This window comes from Bordetella genomosp. 13, from assembly GCF_007679965.1.
Lineage (GTDB): Bacteria > Pseudomonadota > Gammaproteobacteria > Burkholderiales > Burkholderiaceae_B > Bordetella.
On record NZ_VEHL01000014.1, the window covers coordinates 33,769 to 60,334 of the forward strand.

The following is a 26,566-nucleotide window of genomic DNA, read 5'->3' on the forward strand; positions in this document are numbered from 1 at the left end:
CGAACCACAACAGAAGAGGGGAGACCATGACACTGCATCGGATCACAGCGGCGCTGGCGCTGTGCCTGGCGATGGCCGGCGCCCATGCCGACCAGGCCAACGGCGTGAAGATCGGCGTGCTGACGGACATGGCCGGCGTGACGGCGGACGCCACCGGCAAGGGCTCCGTCGAGGCGGCGCGGCTGGCGATCGAAGAGGCTGGCGCGGTGCTCGGCAAGCCGGTCACGCTGGTGTCCGGCGATCACCAGCACCGCCCGGACATCGGCAGCAGCATGGTCCGCAAGTGGTACGACACCGACGGTGTGGACGTCGTGGTGGACGTGCCGAACTCGTCCGTGGCGCTGGCCGTGCATGGCATCGCCCGCGAAAAGAAGAAGATCGTGATCGTGTCCAGCGCGGGCACCACCGCGCTGACGCAGGCGCAGTGCTCGCCCTACGGCATCCAGTGGACCTACACCACGTACGCGCTGTCGCGCGGCACGGCCACCGCCGTGGTCAACGAAGGCAACAAACGCTGGTTCATCCTGGCGTCGGACTATGCCTTCGGCAAGCAGCTGGCGGCCGACACCGAGACTGTCGTCAAGGCCAGCGGCGGCCAGGTGCTGGGTACGGTCTATCACCCCCTGAACGCGTCGGACTTCGCCTCGTTCCTGCTGCAGGCCCAGGCCTCCGGCGCGCAGATCATCGGCATCGCCAACGCCGGCGGCGACACCATCTCGGCCATCAAGCAGGCGGCCGAGTTCGGCATCACCGAATCCGGGCAGAAGCTGGCCGCCATGCTGCTGCTGCTGACCGACGTGCACAGCCTCGGGTTGCAGGCCGCGCAGAACACCTACCTGACCGTGCCATCCTATTGGGACATGAACGACGGCGCGCGCGCCTTCAGCAAGAAGTTCGAGGCGCGCGTCGGCCGTCCGCCCACGTTCCTGCAGGCCGGCGTCTACAGTTCCGTACGGCACTACCTGCGTGCGGTGCAGGCCGCGGGCACGACCGATTCGGATGCCGTCCTGGCCAGAATGAAGAGCCTGCCGATCGACGACCCGTTCACGCTCAACGGCCACATCCGCGCCGACGGCCTGGTGGTGCGCGACATGATGCTGGCCCAGGTCAAGACGCCGGCGCAATCCAAGGGGCCCTGGGATTACTACAACGTGATCCGCACGATTCCCGGCGAGTCGCTGGCGTGGCCCCTGTCGCAAAGCCAATGCCCGCTGGCCAAGGCGCCATGAACGATCCCGTCGCGCTGGCCGATTTCGGCAGTTTCTACGCGGGCGGCGCGCCGCGCCGCATCGCCGGCCAGCCCGTGCGGGACATCCAGTTCACGCGGACGGCACGTTTTTCGTACGACCCGAACGGCCAGTATCACTTCGAGCAGGCGTACGTCCAGTATTTCATCCCGGCCCGCCGCGTCCAGCCGTTGCCGCTAGTGCTGCTGCACGGCGGCGGCATGACGGGCGCGATGTGGGAACACACGCCCGACGGCCGCCCCGGCTGGCTGCAGGAATTCGTGCGCATGGGCCACGCCGTGTACGTGGTGGACAACGTCGAACGCGGCCGGGCAGGGTGGGCGCCGTTCTCCGAGGTGTGGCCGGATGCGCCGATCCTGCGCAACGCCGAGGAGTCCTGGTCCCTGTTCCGGTTTGGCCGCGCGCAAGACTATGCCAGCCGCCGCGCGTTTGCCGGGCAGCGCTTTCCCATCGCGGCCTTCGACGACTTCGTCCGCCAGTCGGTGCCGCGCTGGCTGGGCAACAACGACGCCGCGCTGGAAGGCTTCTGCGCCGTGCTGGACCGCGTCGGGCCATGCCTGGTGATCGCGCACAGCCATGGCGGCGAGGTCGCGTATCGCGCGTTGCAGCGCCGCCCGGACCTGGTGCGGGGCGTGATCGGCATCGAACCTTCCGGATTTTCCGCCGACGTGGCGGGCGTGGACGGCAAGCCGTTCCTGTTCGTCTACGGCGACTACCTGGACGCCACGCCGCTGTGGATTCAACTGGCGGCCGCCGGCCAGGCATACGCGGCGTCGCTCACGGCGGCGGGCGGGCGCGTCGACCACTGGCATCTGCCGGCCATGGGCATCGCGGGGAATTCGCACATGCCGATGATGGACGACAACAGCGCGGAATTGGCGCGCCGTATCGGACGATGGATCATCGACGCCGCACCCTGATCCCGCTGGACGACCCGCCTCCTAGAGGGAGGACTGCTTCATGCGTTTGGACAAGGCTTGCGCGGTTTCCTTGCGCTCGCTGTAGCGGTCCACCAGGTGCGGCGCCACGTCCCGCGCAAGCAGGGTGAACTTGAACAGCTCCTCGACGACGTCGACGATCCGGTCGTAGTACGGCGAGGGCCTCATGCGTCCTTCGTCGTCGAACTCCTGGTAGGCCTTGGCCACCGACGATTGATTGGGGATGGTCAGCATCCGCATCCATCGGCCCAGTATCCGCATCTGATTGACGGCGTTGAAGGACTGCGACCCGCCGGACACCTGCATGACCGCCAGCGTCTTGCCCTGCGTGGGGCGTACCGCGCCGACGGACAGGGGAATCCAGTCGATCTGCGTCTTCATCAGGCCCGACATCGCGCCATGGCGTTCGGGCGAGCTCCAGACCATGCCTTCCGCCCACTGCGCCAGCGCATGCAGCTCGCGAACCTTGGGATGCTGGTCGCTGGCGTCGTCGACCAGCGGCAGGCCCGAGGGGTCGAACATCCGCGTCTCGCCGCCCAGCGCCTGCAACAGCCTGGCCGCTTCCTCGGCCGCGAGCCGGCTGTAGGACCGTGCGCGCAGCGACCCGTACAGCAGCAGGAAGCGAGGCGCATGCGTGGCGCGCTGGGGCGAGAAGAGCGCCGCCGTGTCGGCCCGCGGGAACAGGGAGGGGTCGATATTGGGCAGATCCGGGATGGGCTCAGACACGTCGGCCCTCCGCATCGATGACGGGCTCGCCGTCTTCCTTGGAGAACGCGCCGCGCTGCGGGGCGGGAAGGATGTCCAGCACGGCCTCCGACGGCCGGCACAGGCGCGTGCCCAGGGGCGTGACCACGATGGGGCGATTGATCAGGATGGGATGCCGCAGCATGAAACCGATCAGTTGCTCGTCCGTCCAGGCCGCGTCGGCCAGCCCCAGTTCGTCGTAGGGCGTGCCTTTCTGCCGCAGCACGTCGCGCACGGGGAGGCCCATCGCGGCAATCAGGGATTTCAGCGTCGCGGCATCCGGCGGGGTCTTCAGGTACTCGATGACCGTGGGTTCCGCGCCGCTGTTGCGGATCAGGCCGAGCACGTTGCGCGACGTGCCGCAGGCGGGGTTGTGATAGATCGTGATGGAACTCATGAAACGCCTCTTTTCATGCAAGGTCGGGAGATCAGGGGCTCGATGGCCGTGCCCGCAGCAGTATCAACGCGCAGCAGGCGGCCATTCCGATGGCGCCCGACAGCCACAGGGCGCGGGCGCCCCAGGCATCCAGCGCCAGCCCGAACAGGAACGGCGCCAGCGCCTGCGCGATCCGCGCCGGCATCACCAGCCAGCCCTGGCGCGCGCCATAGCCCTGGGCACCGAAGAGCGCCAGCGGCAGCGTGCCCTTGGCGATGGTCAGCACGCCATTGCCCGCGCCATGCAGGACGGCGAACAGCGGCGCCATCGCAGGGCCCGCCAGCAGCAGCACCGCCACGCCGGCGGGATGCGCCAGCGCCGCCAGGCGCGCGGACAGCAGCGGATGCGCGCGCCGCAGCAGGCCGAATTCGAGTACGCGGCCGGCCACCTGCGCCGGTCCGATGAGCGCGCCCACGGCAACGGCCGCCGCCAGCGTGGCGCCGGTCGCTTCCAGCATCCTCGGCAGGTGCGTGGCCATGGCGGTGCTGATGAACCAGGTCGCGGCGAAGACGAAGGCGAGGAGGGCGGTCGAGGCCCCTTTCCGCCCAGGCGGCGCGGCGACGGTCGTCGCTGGTTGCGCCGACGCCGGCGCTTCGACAACCGGCGCTTCGACAACCGGCACTGACCGCACCCGCGGAAGCCAGGCGTTCAGCGGCAGCCCGATGAGCAGATGCAGGGCGGCCCATCCGAAGCATGCGCCGCGCCAGCCGAACCGTGCCTCCATCCAGGCCGACAAAGGCCAGCCGACCGTGCTGGCGAAGCCGGCGATCAGCGTGATGCCGGTGATGGCGCCGCGGGCGTCGCGCCCATAGAGGCGGACCAGGCTGGAGAATGCCGCTTCGTAGAGGCCCGAGCCCATCGCCACGCCGATGACCAGCCAGGCGGACGCCATGGTCCAGAGGCCTTGCGCCAGCCCCAGCGTGGCTAGCCCGAGCGCGAACACCAGGCTCGTTCCGATCAGCACGATGCGTCCGCCATGGCGATCAATGGCGTGGCCCGCCCAAGGGCCGACCACGGCCGATGCGATCAGCGCGCCGGAGAACGCCGCGTAGACCGCCGGCGCGGGCACGTCCAATTCGCGGGCCATCGGAACCGCCATCATGGCGGGCAAATAGTAGGACGACGCCCAGGCCAGCGTCTGGGCCGTGCCCAGGGCGCAGACCACCCGTACAGGAGCGGCGGACACGGATCAGCAGGTCGTACAGGCCGTTGCGACGCCGGCTGGCTCGCAAGCCGCGCCTTCGCAGCAATGCTCGGTCAGGTAGCCGAGCAAGCCGTTCATCCGCGCGTAGTCGGCGCGGTAGATGAGATTGCGGCCTTGCTGTTCGATGCTGACCAGCCCGGCGTGCGACAACTCTTTCAAGTGGAAGGACAGCGCGTTGCGCGCCAGGCCCAGCTGGTCGGCCAGGCTGCTGGGCGTAAGCCCGGGCAGGCCGGCCACGACGAGCGCGCGGAAGGTCCGCAGCCGCTGGGGATGGGCAAGCGCGCCGAGCGCGGAGATGGCATGGGCTTCGTTCATGGCGCGATCATACAATGATTCTTGAACTATTGAACCGAGGGGCGATCGAGCGCTGAACCAGAGGGGAAACACCGTTCGCGCTCGAATCCGTTACTTTACATAATATACATTATGCGTATTTCGTGTGCGATTCCCAGTGCAGCTCCCGTTCCTTCATCCCGCCGCCCGCCGCTACACTCATCCGCCATGAATCTCCGACAACTCATCTCTTTCGTCCGCGTCGCCGAACACGGCAGTTTCGCGGCGGCGGCCAAGGCGCTGAACTCCACGCAATCCACCATCTCGACCCGCGTGCGCGAACTGGAGACCGCCTGGGGCGTCGAGCTGTTCGACCGGGCGCATCACCGGCTGCAGATCAGTGCCAAGGGCGAGGAAATCCTGCCGTGGGCGCGCCAGATCCTGGCGCTGTCGGACCGCATTGGGTATCAACTGGGCGAGCCGGACGCGCTGACCGGCCAGCTGCGCGTGGGCGTGGCCGGCCGGATTGCGCATACGTGGTTGCCGCGCCTGATGGTGGCGATCCGGGCGCGGCATCCCCGCGTACGGTTCGATCTGCAACTGGGCCTGACCGCTCCGCTGCTGCAGCGCCTGCGGTCCGGTGAACTGGACCTGGCGTTCGCAGGCGGCCCGATCACCGATCCCGCTCTGGAAGCGCTGTCGCTGGGCTACGACGAGTTTTCATGGATGGCGTCGCCCACGCTGGGCGTGCCGCGCACGCGGCTGGGCCCGGCCGAACTGGCCAGCTGGCCCATCGTGGGGCTGTCGCAGGATTCGCCGCACTATCCCGTCATCGACCAATGGTTCCGGGTGGCCGGCATCGAGTACCGGCCGTCCATTTCCTGCAACGACATGGCGCTGGCGGCGCGGCTGATCCGCGTGAACCTGGGCGTGGGCCTGCTGCACCGGACCTCGCACCGCGACGAAGTGCTAAATGGGCTGTTGACCGAGCTGGACACCGCGCCAGCCTTTCCGAAGCTGGAGTTCGTCGCCGTGTATCCGCGCGCCAATCCCGGCGCGCTGGCCGTCGCCGTGGCCCAGCTCGCCGCGGAAATCAGCGACTTTCCGCGCGGCGACGCGGTCCAGGCCGCCTTGGCGACCTGAACGAGCGGCCAGAGCCGCGCGAGGGCCCGAGCGCAAGCGGCTGAAGTTTCAACCGCTTTGACTGAGTGAACCGCTTGAACCGCTCGTGCCGGCCGCCAGCGCCATGACGCCGGCGGCGACACCCACGCGATCAGCCATCCACCTTGATCCCCGCCTTCTTGATCACCTCGCCCCACTTTTGGCGCTCGCCCGCGATGAACGTGCCGAATGCCTGCGACGTGGAGCTGGCCGGCTCGGTGCCGAGCTCGGTCAACCGGGCCTTGACCTCCGGACGCGCCAGGATGCTGGCCACTTCATCGCCCAGCTTCTTCACGATCTCGGCCGGCGTGCCGGCCGGCGCGACCAGGCCGTACCAGACGGTGACGTCGTAGCCGACCATGCCCTGCGACGCGATGGTGGGAATGTCCGGCACCATGGGCGACGGATGGCCGGCGGTCACGCCCAGGCCGCGCAACTGGCCCGACTTGACCATGACGGCCGCGCTGGGCATGTTCTCGAACACCAGGTCGACACGGCCCGCCACCACCTCGGACAGGCCCTGCGGTCCGCCCTTGAACGGCACGTGCGTCATCTTCAGCCCGCTCTGCGCCTGGAACAGCTCGGCGGACATGTGCGGCGACGAGCCCGTGCCGGCGCTGGCGTAGAACAGCGGGCGCTGCTTGCCGTAGGCGATCAGCTCCTGCACGTTCTTCACCGGCAGCGCCGGATTGACCAGCAGCACGTTCTGGATGCCCGCGATCATCGAGATCGGCACGAAGCTCTTCTGCGCGTCGTACGGCAGGTTGTCGAACAGGTTGGGATTGACGGCCAGCGCGGAACTCGACCCCATCAGCAGCGTGTAGCCGTCGGGATCGGAGCGGGCGACCATGCTGGCGCCCAGCGCGCCGCCCGCGCCGCCCCGGTTCTCGACCACGACGGGCTGGCCCAGGTCCTTGGCCATCTGCTCGCCCACCGTGCGGGCCAGCACGTCGGAGGTGCCGCCCGCGGTGAACGGCACGATGATCTTGATGGGACGGTCCGGATAGGTGCCCGCCGCGCGCGCGGACAGGCCGGTCGCGCACAGCAGCGCGACAAACAGCATAGGCGCCAGAGTCCTGGCGGCACGAAAGGAAGCCATGTCATTACCCCTTGGATATTTTGTGGAAGAACTGCCTGCCTCCAGCCTTCCCGCGGGCGGCGCTCTGGCGGCGCCCTCCCCGTGCCTGCCGCATGCATCGCGCGGCAGGCCTCCGTGCATCATCCCTGGTAAGAGCGCGCCCCTTCGTCGCGCAGCCAGATGCGCAGCAGGTGGCGGCGGCGCTCGGGCTCGTCGTAATCCTCGAAGGCCGTGCGGCGATGGCCGCAGCGGCGGTTGTCGACGATCTGGATCTGGCCGCGCTCGAAGAAGAATTCGCGGTTGAAGCGATCCTCTTCCATGATGGACTCCAGCGCCTCGATCGCCTGCATTCCCAGCGCGTCGATCTCGCGGCCCGCGACGTGGTAGCCGCTGAGCGTCTGGTGGCGCGACAGCTTGCAGTTCATGCGCTTGCCGTCATACGTGAACAGCGGACGGCTGAGCACCATCGGGTCGCCGGGCACATGTTCGCGCTGGCGGTTCGCCAGGAAGGGATGATAGAGGCGCTCCACCAGCTCGATCGGATGGCGCTTGAGCATTTCGTTGTAGGCCGCGTAGAAGCTGACGATGCTGTTGATACCGCCGCTCTTGGCGGGATGCAGGCAGAACAGCGCGACGAAATGCGGCGGGCACAGGTTCCAGTTGTTGTCGGTATGGAAGTTCTGGCCGCGATTGGTCGTGTCGCCGCGCACCGAGGTGCTGTAGGGACGGTCGACGTTGCGCACGTCGTAGATCATCTTGCCGTCGAAACTCTGCGCCACCGGCCGGCCGCACATCTGGGCGAGCATCCAATACACCGCCGTGCTCTGCTCCACCGTCCATTCCTGCACCGGCAACTTGTCCAGCACGACGAAGCCGACGCCGTTGTCCAGAATGTCGCGCGCCTGCGCCATCATGGCGCGGCTCAGCGGCATGTCGTAGTCGGCCGGCGCCAGCAGCAAGGTGGGCAGCGGATTGCGCGTCAGCCGTGCCACGAATGCGTCGATTTCGGCCAGGCAATCCGGACTGATGCGGATCACGCCGTCATCGGGTGCGAGCGTGTCGCGGTCCCAGACGATGGGCCCGTCCAGCGGCGTGTCGCGGATCAGCGGCCGGGCGCTGACGGTCTGGTCCTCGAGTATGGCGACGACTTCGTCGTCGGCCAGGTCGATCTTGCGTTGCAATTCCATGATTTCCCCATGTCCTTTTTGGATGCCGCCGCGCCAGCGCGACCGCATGACGATGGAGTATAGGGAGCGTGCCCGCGCCCGAAAAACGAATAATTCCGTCGCGGCAGCAGCGGAAAACCCGCTGCTGCAAGCGTGGGCGGGTCGAGCATCCCGCTACTATTGCGCTACGCCCTTCCCCTTTGCCGCCCGATGGCGCCTGCGCGTTCCAGCGCCTCGGGCAGCATCCGACACCCCGCCCCACGTGATCACGATCAAGCAGGTAGAAGCGTTTTACTGGACCGTGAAGCTCGGCACGTTCACGGCCGCCGCCGACCGCCTGCACACCACGCAATCGGCCATCACCAAGCGCGTGCAGGACATCGAGAACACCTTTGGCGTCGCCCTGTTCGACCGGGTCGGACACCGCCTGGTGCTGACCGACCGCGCGAAAAGCATCCACGACCTTGCCCGGAACATGCTGCAGCAGCGCGACGCCATGCTGGTGCAGTTGGCGGGCAATCCGGCCATGACGGGCACGGTGCGCATCGGCATCACCGAGATGACGGCGATGACCTGGATCTCGACGCTGATCCGGCAGACGCGGGCCCGCTATCCGTCCTTGCAGCTGCAGCCCCGCCTGGATCTCAGCGGGCGGCTGCAGCGCCTGCTGCTGGCCGGCGAACTGGACCTGGCCTTCCTGCCCGACATGTATCTGCATCCCGACCTGGACGCGCTGCCGCTGGCGCTGGTCGAGTTCGCCTGGATGGGCAGCCCCGCCACCTTCGACCAGGGCCGCGCGTTCAGCGTCGAGGAGATCGGCCGGATGGCCATCCTGGGCCAATCCAGCGATTCGGTCATCAGCGCCCTGAGCGACAGCTGGCTGCAGCAGAGCCAGCCCGCATCGAACGCGCTGGCCATCGACAACCTGATCGCCATCGCCGGCCTGGCGGTGGCGGGCCTGGGCGTGGTGTGTTTGCCGAAGGGATATTTCGCCGGCCACCTGCGGGATGGCCGGCTCGCGGCCCTGCGCACCGACGTCGCGCCGCCCAGCGCCCGCTACTTCGCGCTGTTCCGCAAGGAGCCGGGCTCGGCCCTGGCCAAGGCGCTGGCGACGCTGGCGCAGGAGTGCTGCGACTTCACCGTCGAGACGCGCTAGTTCCCTGCCCTGCGCCGGTCCACGCTGCTGGCCGTGCGACCTGTCGGACGCGCCATTCCCTTAAGGATTGCCGTCCAGGACTTTTATTCCCTTTATTCCCGCGCTGGGATCTCCCATGATTGTCCAGGGAGGCCCTGCCCGCGCAGGCGCCGCCTCGTGTCCACCCTTTTGCTATGAGAGCGGAATGTCGAATCCCGATTGGCCCCGGAAGATCTACGAAGAACTCAAGTCGCTTGGCGTACGCCAGGTGTCCTACGTGCCCGATGCGGGCCACAGCGCGCTCATCCGCCTGTGCGAGGACGATCCCGGGATCCACGCGGTGTCGCTGACCACCGAGGAGGAAGGCGTGGCCCTGTCCGCCGGCGCGTGGCTGGGCGGCAACCGCGCCGTGCTGCTGCTGCAGTCCAGCGGCGTGGGCAACTGCATCAACATGCTGTCGCTGCAGCACGAGACGCGCATGCCGCTGCTGATGATCGTGACCATGCGCGGCGAATGGGGTGAGTTCAATCCCTGGCAGGTCGCGATGGGGAAATCCACGCAGTCCGTGCTGGAGGACTCGGGCGTGTACGTGTACCGCGCCGACGAGCCCCGCGAGATCGCGCCCAACGTGGCCGCGGGCGCCCGCTTCGCCTACCAGACGGGCCGCAGCGTCGCCGTCCTGATCGGCCAGCGCGTCATCGGCACGAAGAATTTCAACAAGTGAGGCAGCAATGACAGAGCACACCAAGCCCGTGCTGGACCGGCGCGCGGCCGTCGCCCGCATCCTGCGCGACCGCGGCCAGGCGCTGGCCATCGCCAGCCTGGGCAACCCGACCTACGACCTGGCCGCGGCGGGCGACTGCGACCGCAACTTCTACCTGTGGGGCGCGATGGGCGGCGCCGTCATGGTGGGCCTGGGCCTGGCGCAGGCGCAGCCGGACCATCGCGTGATCGTCTTCGTGGGCGACGGCGAGATGATGATGGGCCTGGGCTCGCTCGCCACCGCCGCAGTGAAAGGCGCCGCGAACCTCAGCGTGGTCGTGATCGACAACGAACACTATGCCGAGACCGGCATGCAGCCCGCCCACGCCGGGCGCGGCGTGGACATCCCCGCCGTGGCCCGCGCCTGCGGCTTTTCCGCGACGCTCCTGGCGCGCACGGAGGCCGACCTGGAGGCGGCGGCCGAGGCCATTCTTCACGGCCCGGGACCGGTGCTGGCCAGCATCAAGGTCGGCACGGAGCCGCAGCCCACCGTCCTGCCCCCCCGCGACGGCCCCTATCTGCGCAGCCGGTTCAGAGCCGCCTTGCTGGGCGACGATGCCCACCGGTAGCGCCAACCAGCGGTGATGGCGCTCGCGCCATCCCGTTCCGCCATCCACCCATACGAGCTTCCTGAAGAAGCCGTCCGCGGCCACCGGCCGCGGAACCGAGGAGACAGACATGAACACCTTCGATCGCCGCCGCCTGCTGGCCGCCTCGATTGCCCTGGCGGTTTGCGCCGGCGCGATGGGGTTGGCGCCCGCCGCCGCCCATGCCGCCGCGTCCGGCAAGCCCATACGTTTGCTGGTGCCCTTCCCGCCCGGCGGCGGCGGCGACCGCCTGGGCCGGCTGCTGGCGGGGCCGCTGGGCAAGGCGCTGGACGCCGAGGTGGTGGTCGAGAACCAGGGCGGCGCCAACGGCAACATCGCGCTGCAGAACGTCGCGCGCGGCGAGACCGATGGCTCCGTATTGGGCTTGACGCTGGTTGACCACATCGGCGTGAACCCCTTGATCTACAGGAGCCTGCCCTACGACCCCTTGAAGGATTTCAAGGGCATCGGCCTGGTGCTGTCGACGCCGTACGTGCTGGCAGTGGCCGAGAACGGCCCGCGCACGCTGGCCGAGTTCATGAAGCAGGCGGCCGCCAGGCCCGGCGACGTCAGCATCGGCTATCCCACCACGAACATCCAGATCGCCATGCTGGACCTGCAATCGCGCGCCAAGGCGGAACTGAACCTGATCCCCTATCGCGGCATTGCCCAGGGCCTGCCCGACATGCTGGGCGGGCGCCTGTCCGCGTGGGTCGGCACCAGCGTGACGATGCGCGGCTACATCGAGGGCGGCAAGGTGCGCGGCCTGGCGGTGACGTCGTCCGAGCGCGTCAAGGTGCTGCCCGACGTGCCGACGGTGGCCGACAGCGGCTATCCCGGCTACCAGCACGTCAGCTGGTACGGCATCGTGGCGCCGGCGGGCACGCCCGACGCCACCGTCACGCGCCTGAACCAGGCGCTGAACGACGTGCTGCGCGAGCCCGCGGTGCGGTCGGAGATCGAGCGCGACGGCGCCACCGTGCTGGGCGGCAAGCCCGAGGCCTTCCGCAAGGCGCTGCAAGCGGACCTGAAGCGCCTGGCGCCCATCGTGGAAAAGGCGGGGATCAAGCCGCAATAGGCGCCGCGGGCCGCGGCGTGGTGGGCATCGGGCAACAATCGACCACTAGAATGGCGGCTTGCCCGGCTATCCCGCGAGGACCGCATGAGCCCCACCCCCGGCGATATCTACGTCTGCCATAACGGCCGCCTGGACGCCTACGTGGCGTTCCAGATCACCCATGTGAAGGACGACGGTGCGCTGGCGGTGCTGACGCTGGACTGGTCGGACGTGGCCTTGCCCGACGACGCGGCATTGGCGGCGATGAAGCCGGCCGTGTTCGATTTCATGTACTGGACGGGCCGGCACCAGCACTGCTGGGTGGGCGCCACGGTGCCCCGCCAGTGCCGGCACGTGGGCTGGCGCCCGCCCCTGGTCACGGACGAGGTGCGCAGCTATAGCGCCTGGCCTGATGGCTCGCTGCTGGGCCGGCAGCGCTGGTGGCAGGCGCTGGACCCGGCCCTGGTGCGCGCCTTCAAGGCCGCGGCCGATGGCCCGCGCGACCAGACGGTCGTGCTCGAGGCCGATGGCCGCACCGTCACGCGCGGCACCTCGCGGCTGGACAGCGCCCTGCTGAACGCCGCGCCGTCGCTGTCGGTATTCGATGCGTTGCCCTTGCTGGGAGAGCTGGACGTCGACACACCCGTGCCGGGCCTGTTGCCCTGGTTGCGCACCCGGCCCCTGATCACCGAGCTCGACATCAGCGGGCAGCATGATCCTGTCCTGGACGTGCGCGGCACCCACCTGTTGCGCCTGTCCGTCGACGTCACCGGCATGCGCGAGATCTTTCTGAACGACGGCCTGAACTTCCTGTTCCTGCGCGGCAAGGCCAGCCCCGACCTGATCCTGCACGGCGAACAAGGCGGCCGCTACCTGTCGGTGCAGGCCGGCGACGCCGAGCTGCCGTGGTCGGGCCTGCCGGAGCTGGAGGCGCTCAGCCTGCGCGGCATGCGCAGCGTGGACGCGGGCATCGTCGCGGCGCGGCTGCCGTCGCTGCGGCAACTGCGCATCTGGGGCGGCCCGTGCGTCATGCAGAACCTGGACCGCCTGGGCGAGCTGTCGAAGCTCAGCTACCTGACCCTGACCGACGTGTTCCCGCCCGCCGGCTCGGCATTTCCGGCGCCATCGTGCTGGCCGGGCCTGTCCACGCTATGGCTGCAGAGCATACCGACCGACCTGGCGGCGGCGGTGAAGAAGGCCTACAGGGGCGAGGCCGCCAAGGGCCTGGACCTGTCCGTCAAGCAGCCGCGCAAGCCGGAATGGCTGGCGGCCAACCTGGACAATCCCTTCCGCGAATGGGACGGCAGCGATGTCGTGACCCCGGCGCAGGCGAAGAAGGCGGCCACGTTGTACCGCAAGGCGCGCGCGGACGCGCTCAAGCTGGCGGCGGACCTGGCCGATGATGCCGACGGGCTGGTCGAGGCTCTGACGCCCGTGGTGCATGCCTACACCGAGGGCTTCAACGCCATGGATCGCCGCGCGGGATTCATCGACACGGTGGCGCGTGAGCAGATCTACATGGCGTGGGTAGGGATTGTGCAGGCGGTGGAGGAAAAGCGGCGCGAATCGCTGGGCAGCGAAGTTGCGCCGCTGCCGCAGGCCGTGCTGGATGCGATGGATGAGGTGCGGGATTTTTGACCGAGCCAGCCCGTCTTCAGCGTTTGGAAGCAGGTTCCAGCGGAAGGCTAAATGACCAGAAAAGCCGTTCGCGCGGGTCAAGCGGCGCTTGCCAGCTCCTGCGCGTTCTCGAGGGGCCAAAAGCCGGCGCGCTTCGCTTCCAGAATCGTGATTTCGGCAATACCGCTGGCGTCATAGCCTATATTCACGTTCCACCCATGCGACACATCCTTGACGATACGTCCCTTCGAGAATTCGATGTGGAGGACGTCTTCCTCGGCGTCGTATTCGATCCGCATGGCTATTCTTCCAGTTCCCAGTTGATCATTACCGTTTTGATAATGATGGCATGCTGCTCGACGATTGCGGCGCAGATCAGATTGTCCTTCCGATCCGCCATATCGTCGAAAACCCAGCAATGCAGAGCATTCTGACGTTTGATGCGACCGTGTTCGATCACGTGTTGCAACAAAGCTAAGCTGACATTCCGGCGATTCATGCTGCGCTTGGCATGATGCGTGACCCACACATTCTTGCCAAACCGCCTGCTAGAAAAGTCTGCCAAGACGGGCACCCCTGCTGACGTCAGGCGCAGGGTATGGGCGGGTCAATCCGGCTCTGAAACCTGCGATACATCCGCACTATCGACTGCTTGACGCTGCGCCGAGTCGGCAATCCCAGCAAATCAGACGCACCGAATCCTGGCGCAGCGCCTTTCCGCTACCATTTCCTTCCTTCCCCCCTCCTCGCCGCCCATGGAACTGCGCCAACTCCGCTACTTCGTCCGCGTCGCCGAACTCGGCAGCATCGGTCGCGCGGCCCGTGACCTGGGCGTGGTCGGCTCCGCGCTCAGCCAGCAGATCAGCAGGCTGGAGAGCGAGCTGGCCACGCGGCTGCTCACGCGCACGTCCACCGGCGTGGTGCCCACCGAGGCCGGCACCGCCTTCCTGCGCCAGGCGCGCCTGACCCTGCGGCACGCCGACCAGGCCGTCGCCGCGGCCCGCGAGACGCGCCTGTCGGGCATGGTCAGCGTAGGCTTCGCGCCCACGACGGCGTCGGTGCTGGCGCGGCCCTTCCATACCGCCATGGCGCAGCGCCATCCCAACGTGCGGCTGCACCTGGTCGAAGGGCTGTCGGGCAACCTGGGCGATTTGCTGAACGGCCGCAAGCTGGACCTGGCCGTGCTGTTCCAGAACGACAGCGGCAGCGCGGGCCGCACCGCCATCGCCGTGCTGGACGAGCGGCTGTTTCTGCTGGCGCGCCGCGGCCTGTTCGCGGTGCCCGACGGCGAGCCGACCACCATCGCGCAGCTCGCCCCCCTGCCGCTGGCCGTGACCAGCAAGGCGCACGGCCTGCGGGCCTGGGTCGAGGCCGCGTTCGAGCGCGCGGGGCTGGAGCCCTGGATCGCCATCGAGGTCGACGGCATGACCACGCTGATGGACATCGTGCAGGCCAACGCCATGGCCACGATCCAGCCGGGCGCGGCGGTGGCGCGCGTCGAACCCGGGCTGCTGACCATGCACCCCATCGACGACCCGTTCCTGTACCGCCGCAACGCGGTGGCCTGCATGAACGACGAGGAGCTGTCGCCCGCCGCCCTGGCGGCGCGCGCGGTGCTGGTGGACGTGATGCGCGGCCTGGTCCGCCAGGGCGGCTGGCCCGGCGCAACCCTTCTGGATTCGTGAAGGCGTCATGCCGGATGTCCGGCTAGCGGACGCGGACACCCACCCGTAAAGTGAGCCCCCATCAGCGCCGTCGCATGGTGCGGCGGTGGAGGCACTTCTCGGATGGTGATGTGATGGCGGATACCCAACGCCCCGGCGTTCTGAAGATTTCATCGATGCGTTCGCAGTGTTCGGAGCAGGAATGGACCGCGCGCGTCAACCTGGCGGCCTGTTATCGGCTGGTCGAGCTGTATGGCCTGTCGGACATGATGGCCAACCACATCTCGGCGCGCGTGCCCGGCGAGGACAACGCGTTCCTGATCAACCCGTACGGCATGATGTACGAGGAGATCACCGCCTCCAGCCTGATCAAGGTGGACCTGGACGGCACCATCCTGTCCAAGCCGGATTTCGGCGACCTGGACTACGGCATCAACAAGGCGGGCTACGTCATCCACAGCGCCATCCACGCGGCGCGCCACGAGGTCGACTGCGTGATCCACACGCACAGCTGGGCCTCGATGGCGGTGGCCTCGCTCGAATGCGGCCTGCTGCCCATGACGCAGACGGGCATGCGCTTCCTGAAGATTGCCTACCACGAGTACCAGGGCGTGGTGCTGGACCTGGCCGAACAGGAGTCGCTGCTGAAGGACCTGGGCGACGGCGAGGCGCTGATGCTGCGCAACCACGGCGCGCTGACGGTGGGCCGCACCATCGGCGAAGCTTTCAACTGGATGCACCGCCTGGAACTGGCCTGCCGTTCGCAGCTGGCCGCCATGGCCACCGGCTCGCCCCTGCGCGCCGTGCCGCCGGAAGTACTGCAGGAAACCTGGAACAACTACCAGCCCGGCACGCGCCGCCCATACGGCGTGATGGAGTGGCCGGCGCTGCTGCGCAAGCTCGACCGCATGGATCCGAGCTTCCGCGACTGAGGCGCCTGATCGCGGGCTGGACCATCCGACCGAGGGCCGCCCGACCGCACAGTGCGGGAAGCGCCCGGCGCCCCCACGCGCCGGCATTCCCATGAAAAACGATGATAAATACCAAGGAGACATCATGAGACTCGCACGGGCCCTGATCGCCTGTACCCTGCTGGCCGGCGCTGGCGCCGCCGCCCTGCCCGCCGTCGCGGCCGACTACCCCACCCGGGCGGTGAAGGTGGTGGTGGCGTTCTCGCCCGGCGGCACCACGGACACGCTGACCCGCAGCGTGACCAATATCCTGTCGAAGAAACTGGGCCAGCCCTTCGTGGTCGAGAACCGGCCCGGCGCGGGCGGCAACATTGGCACCGAGTACGTGGTGCGCGCCACCCCGGACGGCTACACCCTGATCGTGAACTCGGTGGGACCGATCGCCGTCAATCCGTCCTTGAACAAGCTCTCGTACGATCCCCTGACCGACCTGCTGCCGATGGCGCAGATCGCCACCGTGCCCAACGTGCTGGTGGTGCCGCCCGACTCGCCGGTCAAGGACATAAAGGGCTTCCTGGAATACGCCAAGTCGCACAAGGACCTGAGCTACAGCTCCACGGGCGTGGGCACCTCGTCGCACCTGTCCAGCTACATGCTGATGGACGAGCTGGGCGTGAAGGGCACCCACATTCCGTACAAGGGCGCGGACGCGCTGAACGACCTGCTGGCCGGCCGCATCGACTTCATGTTCGCGACGATTCCGTCCGTCATCGGCCACATCCGATCCGGCAAGCTGCGGCCGCTGGCGGTCAGCACGCTGCAGCGCTCCAGCACGCTGCCCGACGTGCCCACGGTGGCCGAATCCGGCTTCCCGGGCTTCGACGCGGGCTCGTGGTTCGGCTTCTTCGCCCCCAAGGGCACGCCGCGCCCGATCATCGACCGCATCAACCAGGAAGTGAACGCCGCCCTGCCCGCCCTGCACCAGCAGATGCTGAGCGAAGGCGCCGAGCCGGTGAAGGGCACGCCCGAAGAGTACGGCGCGTTCATCCGGAAAGAGTATGAGAAGTGGGCCGTGCTGGTGAAGAAGTTCGATGCGCCCACCCAATAGCCCCATCCGCCTGTTGTGCTCGCCCGCCGAAGCGCCAAAGCTGCGGCAGGCGCTGCAACAGCCCGGCATGCCCGAATGCGTGCTGGTGCACGCCGTGCCGGGCCAACCCGCGGCGGCGGACGCGGCCTTCGTCTCGCGGGACATCACGGGGCGCTCGACCAAGTTCGTCACCACGCCGGAAACCGCCGCTTACTACGAGGCCATGCGCCATGGCGCGCAGTTGCGCTGGGTGCACATCCATTCCGCGGGCACGGACCGCGAGATCTACCAGACGCTGCATGCGCGCGGCGTGACGGTGACCACGTCCCAAGGAGCCGGCGATGCCGTGGTGGCGCAGTCGGCGCTGGCCGGCGTGCTGGCCCTGGCGCGCCGCCTGCCCTTGCTGGCGCGCGCGCAGCAACAGCGCCAATGGCAGCCGCTGCTGGATGACCTTCAGCCGCGCGACCTGGCCGGCCAGCATGCGGTGATCGTGGGCTGGGGCGGCATCGGCCAGCGCATCGGGGCGCTGCTGCGCGCGCTGGGCATGGACGTGTCGGTGGTGCGCCATTCGGCCGCGCCGGCCGAGGGCGCGCGGCATACGGTGGACTACGCCGGCCTGCCCGAGCTGCTGCCGGACGCCGACTGGCTCGTCCTGGCCTGTCCGCTGACCTCGGCCACCCGCGGCCTGGTGGATCGCGCCGCGCTGGGACGCCTGCCCGCGCACGCGATGCTGGTGAACGTGGCGCGCGGCCACGTGATCGACGAGGCCGCGCTGATCGAGCACTTGCGCGCGGGCCGGCTGGCGGGTGCCTTCCTGGATGTATTCCAGCAGGAGCCCCTGCCGGCGGAGTCGCCGCTGTGGGCGCTGGACAATGTGATCGTCAGCCCGCACAGCGCAGGCTTCTCGGACGGCAACGCGGACCGCGTGCGGCAGCTGTTCCTGGACAATCTGCGGCGCTGGGCGGCCGGGCAGCCGCTGCGCAACGTGATGGTGGATTGACGGGCCGACGGGTCCATGCCCGTGTGCGCGGGCCCGCGCCGCCGGCTCCATGCCGGCGCGCGTACCGTAGGGGCCCCGCCGGCAGCAAACGCCGAACGGGACCAGCCCGCCTACTTGTTCGCCAGCCCCAGATCCTTCACGATCTTCGCCTCGGCCGCGTACTGCTCCTTGGCATACGCGGCATAGGCCGCGCCGTCCATGTAGACCAGCTCCTGGCCGTACTGCGTCAGGATGTTCTTGAAGGCCTCGGACTCGGCCACGCGCTTGAACGTATCGTGCAGTTTCTTGCGCACGGGCTCGGGCAGCCCCTTGGGCGCGGCGATGCCGAACGGCGCGTAGGCCGGCGCGGTGCCGTCCAGCTCGTGCAGCGTGGGCACGTCCGGGAACTGCGCGCTGCGGCGCTCGCCCCAGGTCACCAGCATGCGCATCTTGCCCGACTGCACCATGGGCAGCACGGTGGTCGAGCCCGCATAGGCCTGCAGCTGGCCGCCCATGATGCCCTGGATCACCTCGGACTCGCCCTTGTACGGAATGTGCCGCCAGGTCAATTTGTTGGCGGTGGCGATCTGCTCCATCATCACGTTCGAGGCGCTGCCCACGCTGGCGGTGCCGTAGGCGATCTCGCCCGGATGTGCGCGCGCATAGGCCACGAACTCGCCCCAGTTCTTGTACGGTGCGTTGGCCGGCACGGCCACGCCCAGCGTATAGCCGCTCAGCATCATCACGTACGTGAAGTCGCTTTGCGGGTCATAGCCCATGTCCTGGATGTGCGGCATGCGGAACACGGGGCTGGGCAGGATGGCCAGCGTGTAGCCGTCGGGCTGGGCGGTGGCCAGGGCACGCGCGCCCAGCGTGGCGCCGGCCCCGCCGCGGTTCTCGATGATGATGGCCTGGCCCAGCTCGGGCGCGGCCAGCTCGGCGAACTTGCGCACCACGGTGTCGGTCGAGCCGCCCGCCTGGTAGGGCACGACGATGCGCAGCGTGCGTTCGGGGTAGTCTGCGTGCGCGCCCAGGGGCAAGGCGGCCAGCGTCAGCGCCAGGGCGGCGCACAGATTGCGGAAGCGTTTCATGGAAGGTCTCGCGTCAGGATTGCCAGATGTCGGCGAAGGCGCGCTGGAAGTTGCCGCCCAGCACACCCAGGATCTGCGTCTCGGTCAGGCCCGCGCGCAGCAGCGCGCCGGTCAGTTCTCCGAAATGCGCGGGATGCGGGGTCTCGACCGGATAGCGCGTCTCCATGACGTCGCCGAACACGGTGGACACGTCGCCCCCGGACGCCGCGTACTTGGTGCGCGACATCACCATCACGTGGCGCACGGCCTCGTAGCTGTCGACCGCCGCGAAGTCGGTGCCTATGCCCACGTGCTCGTAGCCGACCAGCTCGCCGATGTACTTCACGTTGGCCGCGAAATCGTCGAGCGTGGGCTGCTGCTTGGGATCGCCGCGCCAGGCCAGGTAGGCATGGATGCTGCAGCCCACCACGCCGCCCGTCCTGGCGACCGCGCGGATCACCTCGTCCGACTTGTTGCGCGGACGCTTGATGACGGCGTTGGCGTTGGCGTGCGTCAGCAGCACGGGCTTCGTGCTGTGGCGCGCGGCGTCCAGGCAGGTTTGCTCGGCGCAATGGCTCAGGTCGATGGCGATGCCGACCCGGTTCATCTCGGCCACCATCTCCACGCCCAGGTTGGACAGGCCGGCATTGCGCTTCTCCAGGCAGCCATCGCCCAGCAGGTTGGCCTCGTTGTAGGTCAGCTGGATCACGCGCATGCCCAGCGCATGGAACAGGGCCACTCGGCCAGGATCGTCGCCCAGCGGCTTGCCGTTCTGCCAGCCCATGATCACGCCCAGCTTGCCCTCGGCCTTGGCGCGCGCGATGTCGCCGGCGCGCTCGACCAGCAGCCAGCCCGATTGCGGGTCCAGGCCGCGGCTGCGCCAGGCCATGGCATCCTTCAGGGCCTGCTCGAAGTCCGAGCCCATGTCGGTGACCGTGAGGTTGATGGCGCTGACGCCGCCCGCCAGCATGTCGCGCGTGCTCCCGTCGCTGAAGAACGTCAGCCCGTCGACGATGAGCGCGCGGCGGTGAAGTTCCGATGCCTTGCTGTCCAAGATAATTCCCCTTGCCTGGTTATCGATATGCGATAATTAAATCCGTATATCGATATTTATAGCGCGCGGTCCCGGCCTCAACAACGTGCGGGTTTCCCTAATCCCCGTTGCGCGGCCACTGCCCATGCGCGTCCCCGGAGCCCCTCATGTCGAATTCCGCCCTGTTCATCCAGTCCCTGGAGAAAGGCCTAGCCGTGCTGGAATCCTTCCGCGCGCATGCCTCGATGAGCCTGCAGGAAGTCGCGCAGGCCAACGGCATCACCATGGGCTCGGCCCAGCGCGTCACCCATACGCTGGAACAGGCCGGCTACCTGCACAAGGAGCCGCGCAGCAAGCGCTACAGCGTCACGGTCAAGGCGGTGGGGCTGGGCTACAGCTACCTGTACCGCCATCCGCTGCTGCAGCACGCCCATGCGGTGCTGCACCAGCTGAACCAGGAATGCGGCGAGATCGTGAACCTGTCGGTGCCCGACGGAGAAGACCACATGGTGTTCGTCATGCGCGTGGCGCCGGCGCGGCACATCCCGGTATACCTGCCGGCGGGCACGCGAATTCCCTGCTTCGCGTCGGCGTCGGGGCGCGCCATGTGGGCGTACCTGCCCGATGACGCGCTGGAAGCGCGCCTGCGGGCGCTGCGCACGCAGCGCTACACGCCACGCACCACGCTGGATGCGGCCGCGTTGCGGCAACTGGTCGAGCAGGCGCGCAGCGACCACTACGCCTACGCCGACGAAGAATTCTTCCGCGGCGACATCAACGTGGCGGCCGCGGTGCTGGACGAGGCCGGCCTGCCCGTCGCCGCCGTCAACATCTCGGTGCCCAAGCCCGCGTGGTCGCTGGAACGCGCCCGCGAAGAACTGGCCCCGCTGGCCGTGCGCGCCGCCCGCGCGATCGGCCGCAGCACCTAGCGGTTCAGGGCAAACACGCACTGGTGCACAGGCGCCGGCAAGCGTATAAATATCGATATACGTATTTAATTATCGTATATCGATAACACATGCCTACACAAGCTGCCTTGCCCCAAGCCGTGGACGTCGCCATCATCGGCGGCGGCGTGATCGGCGTCAGTACTGCCCATGCCCTGGCGCGCGCCGGCGTCCGCGTGGCCCTCTTCGAGAAGGGCGCGCTGGCGTGCGAGCAGTCCTCACGCAACTGGGGCTGGGTCCGCACCCTGAGCCGCGACCTGCCCGAGGTGCCGCTGGCGGTGCGCGCCAACCAGCTTTGGGGGGAATTGCAGGCGCAGGCCGACCTGGGCTTTCGCCGCACCGGCATCCTGTACCTGCAGGAAACCGCGGACGATGCCGACAGCCAGCAGAAATGGCTGGACGGCGCGCGGGCCTATGGCGTGGATGCGCGCATGCTGGACGGCGCCGCCGCGCGCGGGCACCTGCCCGAGTCGCGCAGGCGCTGGATCGGCGCGCTGTACAGCGCCAGCGACGGCGTGGCCGAACCGGACCGTGCCACGCAAGGCATCGCCGAGCTGGCGCGCGCGCACGGCGCCATGATCTTCGAACAATGCGCCGTGCGCGGCATCGAGCGCGCGGCCGGCCGCGTGTCGGCGGTGGCGACGGAACACGGCCGGGTGGCCGCGCAGGCCGTGCTGGTGGCGGCCGGCGCCTGGTCGCGCCTGTTCTGCGGCAACCTGGGCGCCGAGTTCCCGCAACTGAAAGTGCGAGGCTCGGTGCTGCGCACCACGCCGTTCGACGCGGGCCTGTCCGCCGCAGTCAACGGCAAGGATTTCACCTGCCGCAAGCGCGCCGACGGCGGCTACACGGTGTCGCAGTTCGGCGCCTCGATGGCCGACCTGGTGCCCGACAGCCTGCGCCTGGCGCGCCATTACATGCGGCCCTGGCTGGCCAACAACACCTTCGTCAAGCTGCGCTTCGGCAAGCGCTTCTTCGAGGAACTGGCCACGCCGCGGCGCTTCGGGCCCGACCACCCCTCGCCCTTCGAACGGCACCGCGTGCTCGATCCGCAGCCCTCGCAGGCCGGCGTCGGACAGGCCTGGCGGCGCCTGGTGGACGCGTTTCCGGTCTTCCAGGGTGCGCGCGTGGCGCACTCGTGGGCCGGCTACATCGACGTGACGCCCGACGCGCTGCCCGTGATGGACGGCGTGCCCGGCATCGACGGGCTGTATCTCGCCTCGGGATTCTCCGGCCATGGCTTCGGCATCGGTCCGGCGGTCGGCGAGGCCATGGCACGCATGCTGCGCGGCGAGCCCGCGCAGCACGACCTGCGGGCCTTCCGTTTCGGACGGTTCGGCACGTAGGCGCGGACCGTTCCTGATGCTGTGCGACAAGGGGAAACCATAGATGGATACCAGGAAATCGCAGTGCGGACAGACCGGCCCGGATCTCGGCCACGAGGACGGCCAAGGCCATGATCCCGGCCACGGGCGGGACGACGGCCGGGGCCATGGGCAGGCCCTCCGGCACGGCCACGGGACCGATGCCCCGCACGCCGGCCGCCGCCGCGCCTGCGCCCTGCTGGCCGGCGGCCTGGCCGCCGCGTGGGCCCTGCAGCATGGCGGACCGGCCCGCGCGGCGCAGTGGCCGGACCGTCCCATCCGCATGCTGGTCGGCTATCCGCCCGGCGGCGGCACCGACACGGTGGCGCGCGTGCTGGCCATCGAACTGGGCAAGGTGCTGGGCCAGTCCGTGGTGGTCGAGAACCGCGCGGGCGCCAGCGGCACCATCGCCACGCAGCAGGTGGTGCGCGCCGTCCCCGATGGCTACACGGTGCTGTTCGCCACCGCGTCGCCGCTGACCGGCGCGCCCTTGACCATCAAGGGCCTGAACTACGATCCCATGGCCGACCTGGCGCCCGTCACCATGATCGGCGGCGGTCCCTTCATCCTGGTGGCCAACCCGGCCTTCCCGCCCGACACCCTGCCGGAACTGGTGAAGTATGCGCGCGCGCATCCGGGCGAGGTCAACTACGCGTCCCCCGGCATCAGCACGGCCAATTTCTTCTTCTCGGAACTGCTGAACATGCAGGCCGACATCCGCACCACGCACGTGCCTTACAAGGGCAGTTCGGCGCTGATCAACGACTTGATCTCCGGCCAGGTGCAGTACACGCTGGAGACCCCGGGCACCACCCTGCCCCTGATCCGCACGGGCAAGTTGAAGCCGCTGGCGATCTTCAGCAAGGAACGCCTGGCCCGCCTGCCCGAGGTGCCGACCACCACCGAGGGCGGCTTTCCGGATCTGGTCGGCGGTTCGTGGTACGGCCTGCTGCTGCCCAAGGACGCGCCGCCCGCCATCGTCCAGGCGCTGTACCAGGCCACCCGCAAGGCGCTGTCCGGCGCCGATGTGCGCCGCGCCATGGAAGAGCGCGACGTGCTGGTGCAGGGCATGCCGCCCGCGGAATTCAAGCAGTTCATCCACGCCGAGTACGCCCGCTGGAAGGCCGTCACGGCCAAGCTGGGCGTCACCCCGCAATAAGCCCTACCGGAGACTCGCATGGCCTCATCCACCGCCGCGCCCGACCTGACCGCGGGCAGCGCCCCGCTATCGATGCGGCCCACGCTGGCCGGCTTGAACCACATGATTTCCGCCGGGCACTACCTGGCCACCCAGGCCGGCATGGACGTGCTGCAGGCCGGCGGCAATGCCGCCGACGCGGGCGTGGCCGCGGGCATCGCGCTGGGCGTGGTCCAGAGCGACATCGTCAACGTGGGCGGCGTGGCGCCCTGCCTCTTCTACGACGCGTCCACCGGGCAGGCCTGGAGCATCTCGGGCCTGGGTCACTGGCCGCGCGCGGCGCGGCTGGAGACCTTCCTGGAACAGCACGGCGGCACGATCCCCGCGGGCATCCTGCGCACGGTGATACCGGCCGCGCCGGACGCCTGGATCACCGCGCTGGAACGCTTCGGCACGATGAGCTTCGGCGAGGTCGCGGCCGGCGCCATCCGCCTGGCGCGCGACGGCTTCGTGATGTATCCGCTGATGGCGGAGGTGCTGGCGGAGCACGCGCGGGACTACGCCCGCTGGCCGTCCAGCGCGGCCATCTACCTGCCTGGCGGCAAGCCGCCGCCGGCGGGCGCGCTGTTCCGCCAGACGGACCTGGCCGGCACGCTGCAATACATGGCCGACCAGGAGCGCGCGCACGCGGGGCGCGGCCGCGAGGCCGGCCTGGCGGCCGCCCGCCACGCGTTCTACCAGGGCGACGTCGCCGACGCCATGGTGGCCTACCATCGCGCCGAAGGCGGCCTGCTGACGCACGAGGACCTGCGCGATTTCTCCGTCGAGGTCGAACCCGCATTGACCACGGACTTCCACGGCACGCGCGTGCACAGCTGCGGCTTCTGGTGCCAGGGGCCGTCGCTGCTGCAGATGCTGAACATCGTGCGCGGGCGCGACCTGAAGGCGCTGGGCCACAATTCGGCGGCCTACGTGCATCTGCTGACCGAGGCCATCAAGCTGGCCTTCGCCGACCGCGAGGCCCATTACGCCGATCCGCGCCACACCGACATCCCGCAGGAAGCACTGCTGTCGCTGGAATATGGCCGCCAGCGGCTGGACCTGATCGATCCGCGCCGCGCGGGGCCCGACATGCCCGCGCCGGGCGCGCTGCCGGACATCCGCGCCATCGCCGCCCGCCTCGCAGGCGACGGGGATCACGCGCGGACCGACCCGCGCCTGGACACGTCGTACGTGGCGGTGGTGGACCGGCACGGCAACGCGTTCTCGGCCACGCCCAGCGACGGCTCGTACAACACGCCGGTCATTCCCGGCACGGGACTGTGCGCCTCGGGCCGCGGCAGCCAGTCGTGGGCCGAGGCCGGGCACCCTTGCGCGATCGGCCCGGGCCGCCGCCCGCGCCTGACGCCGAATCCCTCCCTGGCCGTGCGCCCCGGCCGCTACGTCATGCCGTTCGGCACGCCGGGCGGCGACGTGCAATGCCAGGCCATGCTGCAGACCTTCCTGAACATCGAAGTGTTCGGCATGGACCTGCAGCAGGCCATCGAGGCGCCGCGCTTCGCCAGCTTCAGTTTCCCCTCGTCTTTCGAGCCGCACACCATGCAGCCAGGCCGCCTGATGATCGAGGACCTGATCCCGCGCGAGGTCGGCGACGAGCTGGCCCGCATGGGCCATGCGGTGAAGTGGTGGCGCGACCGCAATTGGCGCGCGGGCGCGATGTGCGCGGTTCGGCACGACCTGGACAGCGGCATCCGCTGGGGCGGCGCGGATCCGCGCCGGCCGGCGTACGCGATGGGATGGTGACCTACCGGTCGTCGAACCGCACCGCGGCCACGCGCCGCGCCAGATCCTCGATGGCGCCGTCGGACAGCGCATCCGTCTCGATGCGCGCCGCCTGCGCCAGCCGCAGCAGATGGCGGCCCTGCGAGCGTGCGTACAGCGGGTCGTAGTGCAAGGCCATCATCTCCTGGAACAGCGGCGCCAGTTGCGCCGCCAGCGCCCAGTCGTGCCAGCGCGCCAGCGTGTCGTTGGCCTGGGTGCCCTTCAACGCGGCGACCTTGCCGGCCAGCGCCTTCGGGTCGTCGCCCAGCCAGGCGTAGTCGCGCAGCAGGAATTCCAGGCGCGCCGATGCCGGCGCGGCGATCTCCACCACGGGGCTGGCGCGCAGCCGATCCAGCAATGCCTGCGGCAGCGACACGCGGCCGATGCGGCGGCTTTCGGCCTCGACCCAGACCGGTCGCGCGGGATCCAGCGCATCCATCGCCTGGAACAGCAGGGTCTCGAATGCCTTCTGCGAGGGTTGTTCGACGCCGGGTAGCGCTCCCAGCACCGAGCCGCGATGCGCGGCCAGGGCCTCGAGATCGAGTATCTGCTCGCCCTGTCTGGCCAGCGCATGCAGCACGCGGGTCTTGGCGCTGCCCGTCGGGCCGCACACCACGCGCAGCGGCAAGGCTTGCGCCAGCACGTCGTTGCGCGCGATGACGTGGCCGCGGAAGGCCTTGTAGCCGCCCTGCAGCTGCTGCGCATCCCAGCCCACCAGCCGCAGCCAGGTGACGAAACTGCTGCTGCGCAGGCCGCCGCGCCAGCAATAGACCAGCGGGCGCCAGCCCTGCGGCTTGTCATGGAAGTGTTCCTGGATGTGCCGCGCGATGTTCTGCGCGACCATGGCGCCACCGATGCGGCGCGCCTCGAAGGCCGAGGACTGCACGTACGTGAGGCCCACGACGTGGCGCTGCGCATCGTCCAGTACGGGGCAGTTCAAGGCGCCGGGCACGTGGTCCAGGGCGAATTCGGCGGGGGAACGCGCGTCGATGATGGCATCGAAGCGCGCCATGTCGTGCACGGTGGTCGGTTTGTAGCTCACGCGGATGGCCGGCGGAATGAGAGGCGGCTCCACGGCGCGCCATCGGGCGGGCGCATGCCGTGCTGGAGCCATGCGGCGGCTGTCATGCCCGCCAGACGGCGGACACTA

At 69.0% G+C, this 26,566-nt stretch carries 27 protein-coding genes; 16 read left to right on the plus strand and 11 right to left on the minus strand.

The genetic code is table 11. From position 1 onward, the window contains the following. The first annotated feature begins 26 nt into the window (after positions 1-26). Positions 27-1,229 carry an ABC transporter substrate-binding protein gene (locus tag FS845_RS25650; RefSeq protein WP_144641244.1) on the plus strand — a complete coding sequence of 401 codons (1,203 nt, stop codon included), beginning with the start codon at positions 27-29 and terminating at the stop codon, positions 1,227-1,229. Then, a complete protein-coding gene (locus FS845_RS25655) occupies positions 1,205-2,167 on the plus strand; it encodes a hypothetical protein (RefSeq protein ID WP_144641247.1) in 963 nt (320 codons plus the stop codon). Before FS845_RS25650 ends, FS845_RS25655 begins: the two co-directional genes overlap by 25 nt. 21 nt (positions 2,168-2,188) lie before the next feature. On the opposite strand, the gene arsH is transcribed toward FS845_RS25655, so the two are convergent. From arsH to FS845_RS25675, 4 genes are read right to left on the minus strand one after another with little or no spacing between them, the layout of a single operon-like run. Further along, positions 2,189-2,911 (minus strand): arsenical resistance protein ArsH, encoded by a 723-nt coding sequence (arsH, locus tag FS845_RS25660; RefSeq protein WP_144641250.1) that lies wholly within the window; start codon positions 2,909-2,911, stop codon positions 2,189-2,191. After that, positions 2,904-3,326, minus strand: a complete 423-nt coding sequence (arsC, locus tag FS845_RS25665; protein WP_144641253.1) for an arsenate reductase (glutaredoxin) — start codon at positions 3,324-3,326, stop codon at positions 2,904-2,906. The genes arsH and arsC overlap by 8 nt, the downstream gene beginning before the upstream one ends. Positions 3,327-3,357: 31 nt before the next feature. Then, the gene (locus FS845_RS25670; RefSeq protein WP_144641256.1) at positions 3,358-4,551 is read right to left on the minus strand and encodes an MFS transporter; all 1,194 of its coding nucleotides are present in this window, start codon (positions 4,549-4,551) and stop codon (positions 3,358-3,360) included. 3 nt (positions 4,552-4,554) lie between these two features. After that, positions 4,555-4,884 carry an ArsR/SmtB family transcription factor gene (locus FS845_RS25675; protein WP_144641259.1) on the minus strand — a complete coding sequence of 110 codons (330 nt, stop codon included), beginning with the start codon at positions 4,882-4,884 and terminating at the stop codon, positions 4,555-4,557. A 186-nt stretch (positions 4,885-5,070) separates the two neighbouring features. On the opposite strand from FS845_RS25675, the gene FS845_RS25680 reads away from it, so the two are divergent. Further along, positions 5,071-5,985, plus strand: a complete 915-nt coding sequence (locus FS845_RS25680; protein ID WP_186332431.1) for a LysR family transcriptional regulator — start codon at positions 5,071-5,073, stop codon at positions 5,983-5,985. Positions 5,986-6,115: 130 nt separating this feature from the next. Here FS845_RS25680 and FS845_RS25685 read toward each other — a convergent pair whose 3' ends face one another. Both FS845_RS25685 and FS845_RS25690 read right to left on the minus strand, forming a co-directional pair. Continuing rightward, positions 6,116-7,066: a Bug family tripartite tricarboxylate transporter substrate binding protein gene (locus FS845_RS25685; RefSeq protein ID WP_186332432.1), complete on the minus strand. Its 951-nt coding sequence runs from the start codon at positions 7,064-7,066 to the stop codon at positions 6,116-6,118. 155 nt (positions 7,067-7,221) lie between these two features. Continuing rightward, positions 7,222-8,268, minus strand: a complete 1,047-nt coding sequence (locus FS845_RS25690) for a TauD/TfdA family dioxygenase (RefSeq protein WP_186332433.1) — start codon at positions 8,266-8,268, stop codon at positions 7,222-7,224. A 241-nt stretch (positions 8,269-8,509) separates the two neighbouring features. Here FS845_RS25690 and FS845_RS25695 point away from each other — a divergent pair, with 241 nt between their 5' ends. From FS845_RS25695 to FS845_RS25715, 5 genes are all read left to right on the plus strand, one after another. Continuing rightward, positions 8,510-9,403 carry a LysR family transcriptional regulator gene (locus tag FS845_RS25695; RefSeq protein ID WP_186332434.1) on the plus strand — a complete coding sequence of 298 codons (894 nt, stop codon included), beginning with the start codon at positions 8,510-8,512 and terminating at the stop codon, positions 9,401-9,403. 184 nt (positions 9,404-9,587) lie between these two features. Beyond that, a complete protein-coding gene (locus tag FS845_RS25700; protein ID WP_144641274.1) occupies positions 9,588-10,106 on the plus strand; it encodes a thiamine pyrophosphate-binding protein in 519 nt (172 codons plus the stop codon). A 7-nt stretch (positions 10,107-10,113) separates the two neighbouring features. Further along, on the plus strand, positions 10,114-10,713 hold the full coding sequence (locus FS845_RS25705) for a thiamine pyrophosphate-dependent enzyme (protein WP_144641277.1): 600 nt from the start codon (positions 10,114-10,116) through the stop codon (positions 10,711-10,713). Positions 10,714-10,822: 109 nt separating this feature from the next. Beyond that, positions 10,823-11,809: a Bug family tripartite tricarboxylate transporter substrate binding protein gene (locus tag FS845_RS25710; protein ID WP_144641280.1), complete on the plus strand. Its 987-nt coding sequence runs from the start codon at positions 10,823-10,825 to the stop codon at positions 11,807-11,809. Positions 11,810-11,893: 84 nt separating this feature from the next. After that, positions 11,894-13,426: a gliding motility protein gene (locus tag FS845_RS25715; RefSeq protein ID WP_144641283.1), complete on the plus strand. Its 1,533-nt coding sequence runs from the start codon at positions 11,894-11,896 to the stop codon at positions 13,424-13,426. A gap of 77 nt (positions 13,427-13,503) precedes the next feature. Here the strand turns inward: FS845_RS25715 and FS845_RS25720 are convergent, their stop codons facing one another. Together FS845_RS25720 and FS845_RS25725 are read right to left on the minus strand one after the other, a co-directional pair. Continuing rightward, entirely contained in the window at positions 13,504-13,704 is a 201-nt protein-coding gene (locus FS845_RS25720) for a DUF2283 domain-containing protein (protein ID WP_144641286.1), read from the minus strand. Positions 13,705-13,706: 2 nt separating this feature from the next. Beyond that, positions 13,707-13,970, minus strand: a complete 264-nt coding sequence (locus FS845_RS25725) for a DUF4258 domain-containing protein (protein WP_222130028.1) — start codon at positions 13,968-13,970, stop codon at positions 13,707-13,709. Between the two features lie 190 nt (positions 13,971-14,160). Here FS845_RS25725 and FS845_RS25730 point away from each other — a divergent pair, with 190 nt between their 5' ends. The 4 genes from FS845_RS25730 to FS845_RS25745 all read left to right on the plus strand — a co-directional run bounded on the left by FS845_RS25730 (position 14,161) and on the right by FS845_RS25745 (position 18,067). Next, positions 14,161-15,090 carry a LysR family transcriptional regulator gene (locus FS845_RS25730; RefSeq protein WP_144641289.1) on the plus strand — a complete coding sequence of 310 codons (930 nt, stop codon included), beginning with the start codon at positions 14,161-14,163 and terminating at the stop codon, positions 15,088-15,090. A 155-nt stretch (positions 15,091-15,245) separates the two neighbouring features. Further along, positions 15,246-16,001, plus strand: coding sequence for a class II aldolase/adducin family protein (locus tag FS845_RS25735; RefSeq protein ID WP_144641291.1), 756 nt, complete (start codon positions 15,246-15,248; stop codon positions 15,999-16,001). A gap of 124 nt (positions 16,002-16,125) precedes the next feature. Further along, entirely contained in the window at positions 16,126-17,088 is a 963-nt protein-coding gene (locus FS845_RS25740; RefSeq protein WP_144641294.1) for a Bug family tripartite tricarboxylate transporter substrate binding protein, read from the plus strand. Continuing rightward, the gene (locus tag FS845_RS25745) at positions 17,072-18,067 is read left to right on the plus strand and encodes a D-2-hydroxyacid dehydrogenase (RefSeq protein WP_144641297.1); all 996 of its coding nucleotides are present in this window, start codon (positions 17,072-17,074) and stop codon (positions 18,065-18,067) included. The genes FS845_RS25740 and FS845_RS25745 overlap by 17 nt, the downstream gene beginning before the upstream one ends. A 110-nt stretch (positions 18,068-18,177) precedes the next feature. On the opposite strand, the gene FS845_RS25750 is transcribed toward FS845_RS25745, so the two are convergent. Beyond that, complete coding sequence (locus FS845_RS25750) at positions 18,178-19,137, minus strand: tripartite tricarboxylate transporter substrate binding protein (protein WP_144641300.1); 960 nt, start codon at positions 19,135-19,137, stop codon at positions 18,178-18,180. A gap of 13 nt (positions 19,138-19,150) precedes the next feature. Then, a complete protein-coding gene (locus FS845_RS25755) occupies positions 19,151-20,170 on the minus strand; it encodes a dipeptidase (RefSeq protein ID WP_144641303.1) in 1,020 nt (339 codons plus the stop codon). A 146-nt stretch (positions 20,171-20,316) separates the two neighbouring features. On the opposite strand from FS845_RS25755, the gene FS845_RS25760 reads away from it, so the two are divergent. The 4 genes from FS845_RS25760 (at position 20,317) to FS845_RS25775 (ending at position 25,398) form a co-directional block, all read left to right on the plus strand. Continuing rightward, complete coding sequence (locus tag FS845_RS25760; RefSeq protein ID WP_144641306.1) at positions 20,317-21,078, plus strand: IclR family transcriptional regulator; 762 nt, start codon at positions 20,317-20,319, stop codon at positions 21,076-21,078. Between the two features lie 89 nt (positions 21,079-21,167). Further along, entirely contained in the window at positions 21,168-22,439 is a 1,272-nt protein-coding gene (locus FS845_RS25765) for an NAD(P)/FAD-dependent oxidoreductase (RefSeq protein ID WP_144641309.1), read from the plus strand. A 43-nt stretch (positions 22,440-22,482) separates the two neighbouring features. Continuing rightward, positions 22,483-23,616 carry a Bug family tripartite tricarboxylate transporter substrate binding protein gene (locus tag FS845_RS25770; RefSeq protein WP_144641312.1) on the plus strand — a complete coding sequence of 378 codons (1,134 nt, stop codon included), beginning with the start codon at positions 22,483-22,485 and terminating at the stop codon, positions 23,614-23,616. Positions 23,617-23,634: 18 nt separating this feature from the next. Next, positions 23,635-25,398, plus strand: coding sequence for a gamma-glutamyltransferase family protein (locus tag FS845_RS25775; protein WP_144641315.1), 1,764 nt, complete (start codon positions 23,635-23,637; stop codon positions 25,396-25,398). Position 25,399: 1 nt separating this feature from the next. Here the strand turns inward: FS845_RS25775 and mnmH are convergent, their stop codons facing one another. Beyond that, positions 25,400-26,464 (minus strand): tRNA 2-selenouridine(34) synthase MnmH, encoded by a 1,065-nt coding sequence (mnmH, locus tag FS845_RS25780; RefSeq protein WP_409929345.1) that lies wholly within the window; start codon positions 26,462-26,464, stop codon positions 25,400-25,402. Between the last annotated feature and the right edge of the window lie 102 nt (positions 26,465-26,566).

What these genes read in the sequence shown, in the direction of transcription:
- FS845_RS25650 (WP_144641244.1), top strand. Translation starts at nt 27, where the DNA reads ATGACACTGCATCGGATCACAGCGGCGCTGGCGCTGTGCCTGGCGATG.
- FS845_RS25655 (WP_144641247.1), top strand. Translation starts at nt 1,205, where the DNA reads ATGCCCGCTGGCCAAGGCGCCATGAACGATCCCGTCGCGCTGGCCGAT.
- arsC (WP_144641253.1), bottom strand. Translation starts at nt 3,326, where the DNA reads ATGAGTTCCATCACGATCTATCACAACCCCGCCTGCGGCACGTCGCGC.
- FS845_RS25675 (WP_144641259.1), bottom strand. Translation starts at nt 4,884, where the DNA reads ATGAACGAAGCCCATGCCATCTCCGCGCTCGGCGCGCTTGCCCATCCC.
- FS845_RS25680 (WP_186332431.1), top strand. Translation starts at nt 5,071, where the DNA reads ATGAATCTCCGACAACTCATCTCTTTCGTCCGCGTCGCCGAACACGGC.
- FS845_RS25685 (WP_186332432.1), bottom strand. Translation starts at nt 7,066, where the DNA reads ATGCTGTTTGTCGCGCTGCTGTGCGCGACCGGCCTGTCCGCGCGCGCG.
- FS845_RS25690 (WP_186332433.1), bottom strand. Translation starts at nt 8,268, where the DNA reads ATGGAATTGCAACGCAAGATCGACCTGGCCGACGACGAAGTCGTCGCC.
- FS845_RS25700 (WP_144641274.1), top strand. Translation starts at nt 9,588, where the DNA reads ATGTCGAATCCCGATTGGCCCCGGAAGATCTACGAAGAACTCAAGTCG.
- FS845_RS25705 (WP_144641277.1), top strand. Translation starts at nt 10,114, where the DNA reads ATGACAGAGCACACCAAGCCCGTGCTGGACCGGCGCGCGGCCGTCGCC.
- FS845_RS25710 (WP_144641280.1), top strand. Translation starts at nt 10,823, where the DNA reads ATGAACACCTTCGATCGCCGCCGCCTGCTGGCCGCCTCGATTGCCCTG.
- FS845_RS25715 (WP_144641283.1), top strand. Translation starts at nt 11,894, where the DNA reads ATGAGCCCCACCCCCGGCGATATCTACGTCTGCCATAACGGCCGCCTG.
- FS845_RS25720 (WP_144641286.1), bottom strand. Translation starts at nt 13,704, where the DNA reads ATGCGGATCGAATACGACGCCGAGGAAGACGTCCTCCACATCGAATTC.
- FS845_RS25730 (WP_144641289.1), top strand. Translation starts at nt 14,161, where the DNA reads ATGGAACTGCGCCAACTCCGCTACTTCGTCCGCGTCGCCGAACTCGGC.
- FS845_RS25735 (WP_144641291.1), top strand. Translation starts at nt 15,246, where the DNA reads ATGCGTTCGCAGTGTTCGGAGCAGGAATGGACCGCGCGCGTCAACCTG.
- FS845_RS25740 (WP_144641294.1), top strand. Translation starts at nt 16,126, where the DNA reads ATGAGACTCGCACGGGCCCTGATCGCCTGTACCCTGCTGGCCGGCGCT.
- FS845_RS25745 (WP_144641297.1), top strand. Translation starts at nt 17,072, where the DNA reads ATGCGCCCACCCAATAGCCCCATCCGCCTGTTGTGCTCGCCCGCCGAA.
- FS845_RS25750 (WP_144641300.1), bottom strand. Translation starts at nt 19,137, where the DNA reads ATGAAACGCTTCCGCAATCTGTGCGCCGCCCTGGCGCTGACGCTGGCC.
- FS845_RS25760 (WP_144641306.1), top strand. Translation starts at nt 20,317, where the DNA reads ATGTCGAATTCCGCCCTGTTCATCCAGTCCCTGGAGAAAGGCCTAGCC.
- FS845_RS25765 (WP_144641309.1), top strand. Translation starts at nt 21,168, where the DNA reads ATGCCTACACAAGCTGCCTTGCCCCAAGCCGTGGACGTCGCCATCATC.
- FS845_RS25770 (WP_144641312.1), top strand. Translation starts at nt 22,483, where the DNA reads ATGGATACCAGGAAATCGCAGTGCGGACAGACCGGCCCGGATCTCGGC.
- FS845_RS25775 (WP_144641315.1), top strand. Translation starts at nt 23,635, where the DNA reads ATGGCCTCATCCACCGCCGCGCCCGACCTGACCGCGGGCAGCGCCCCG.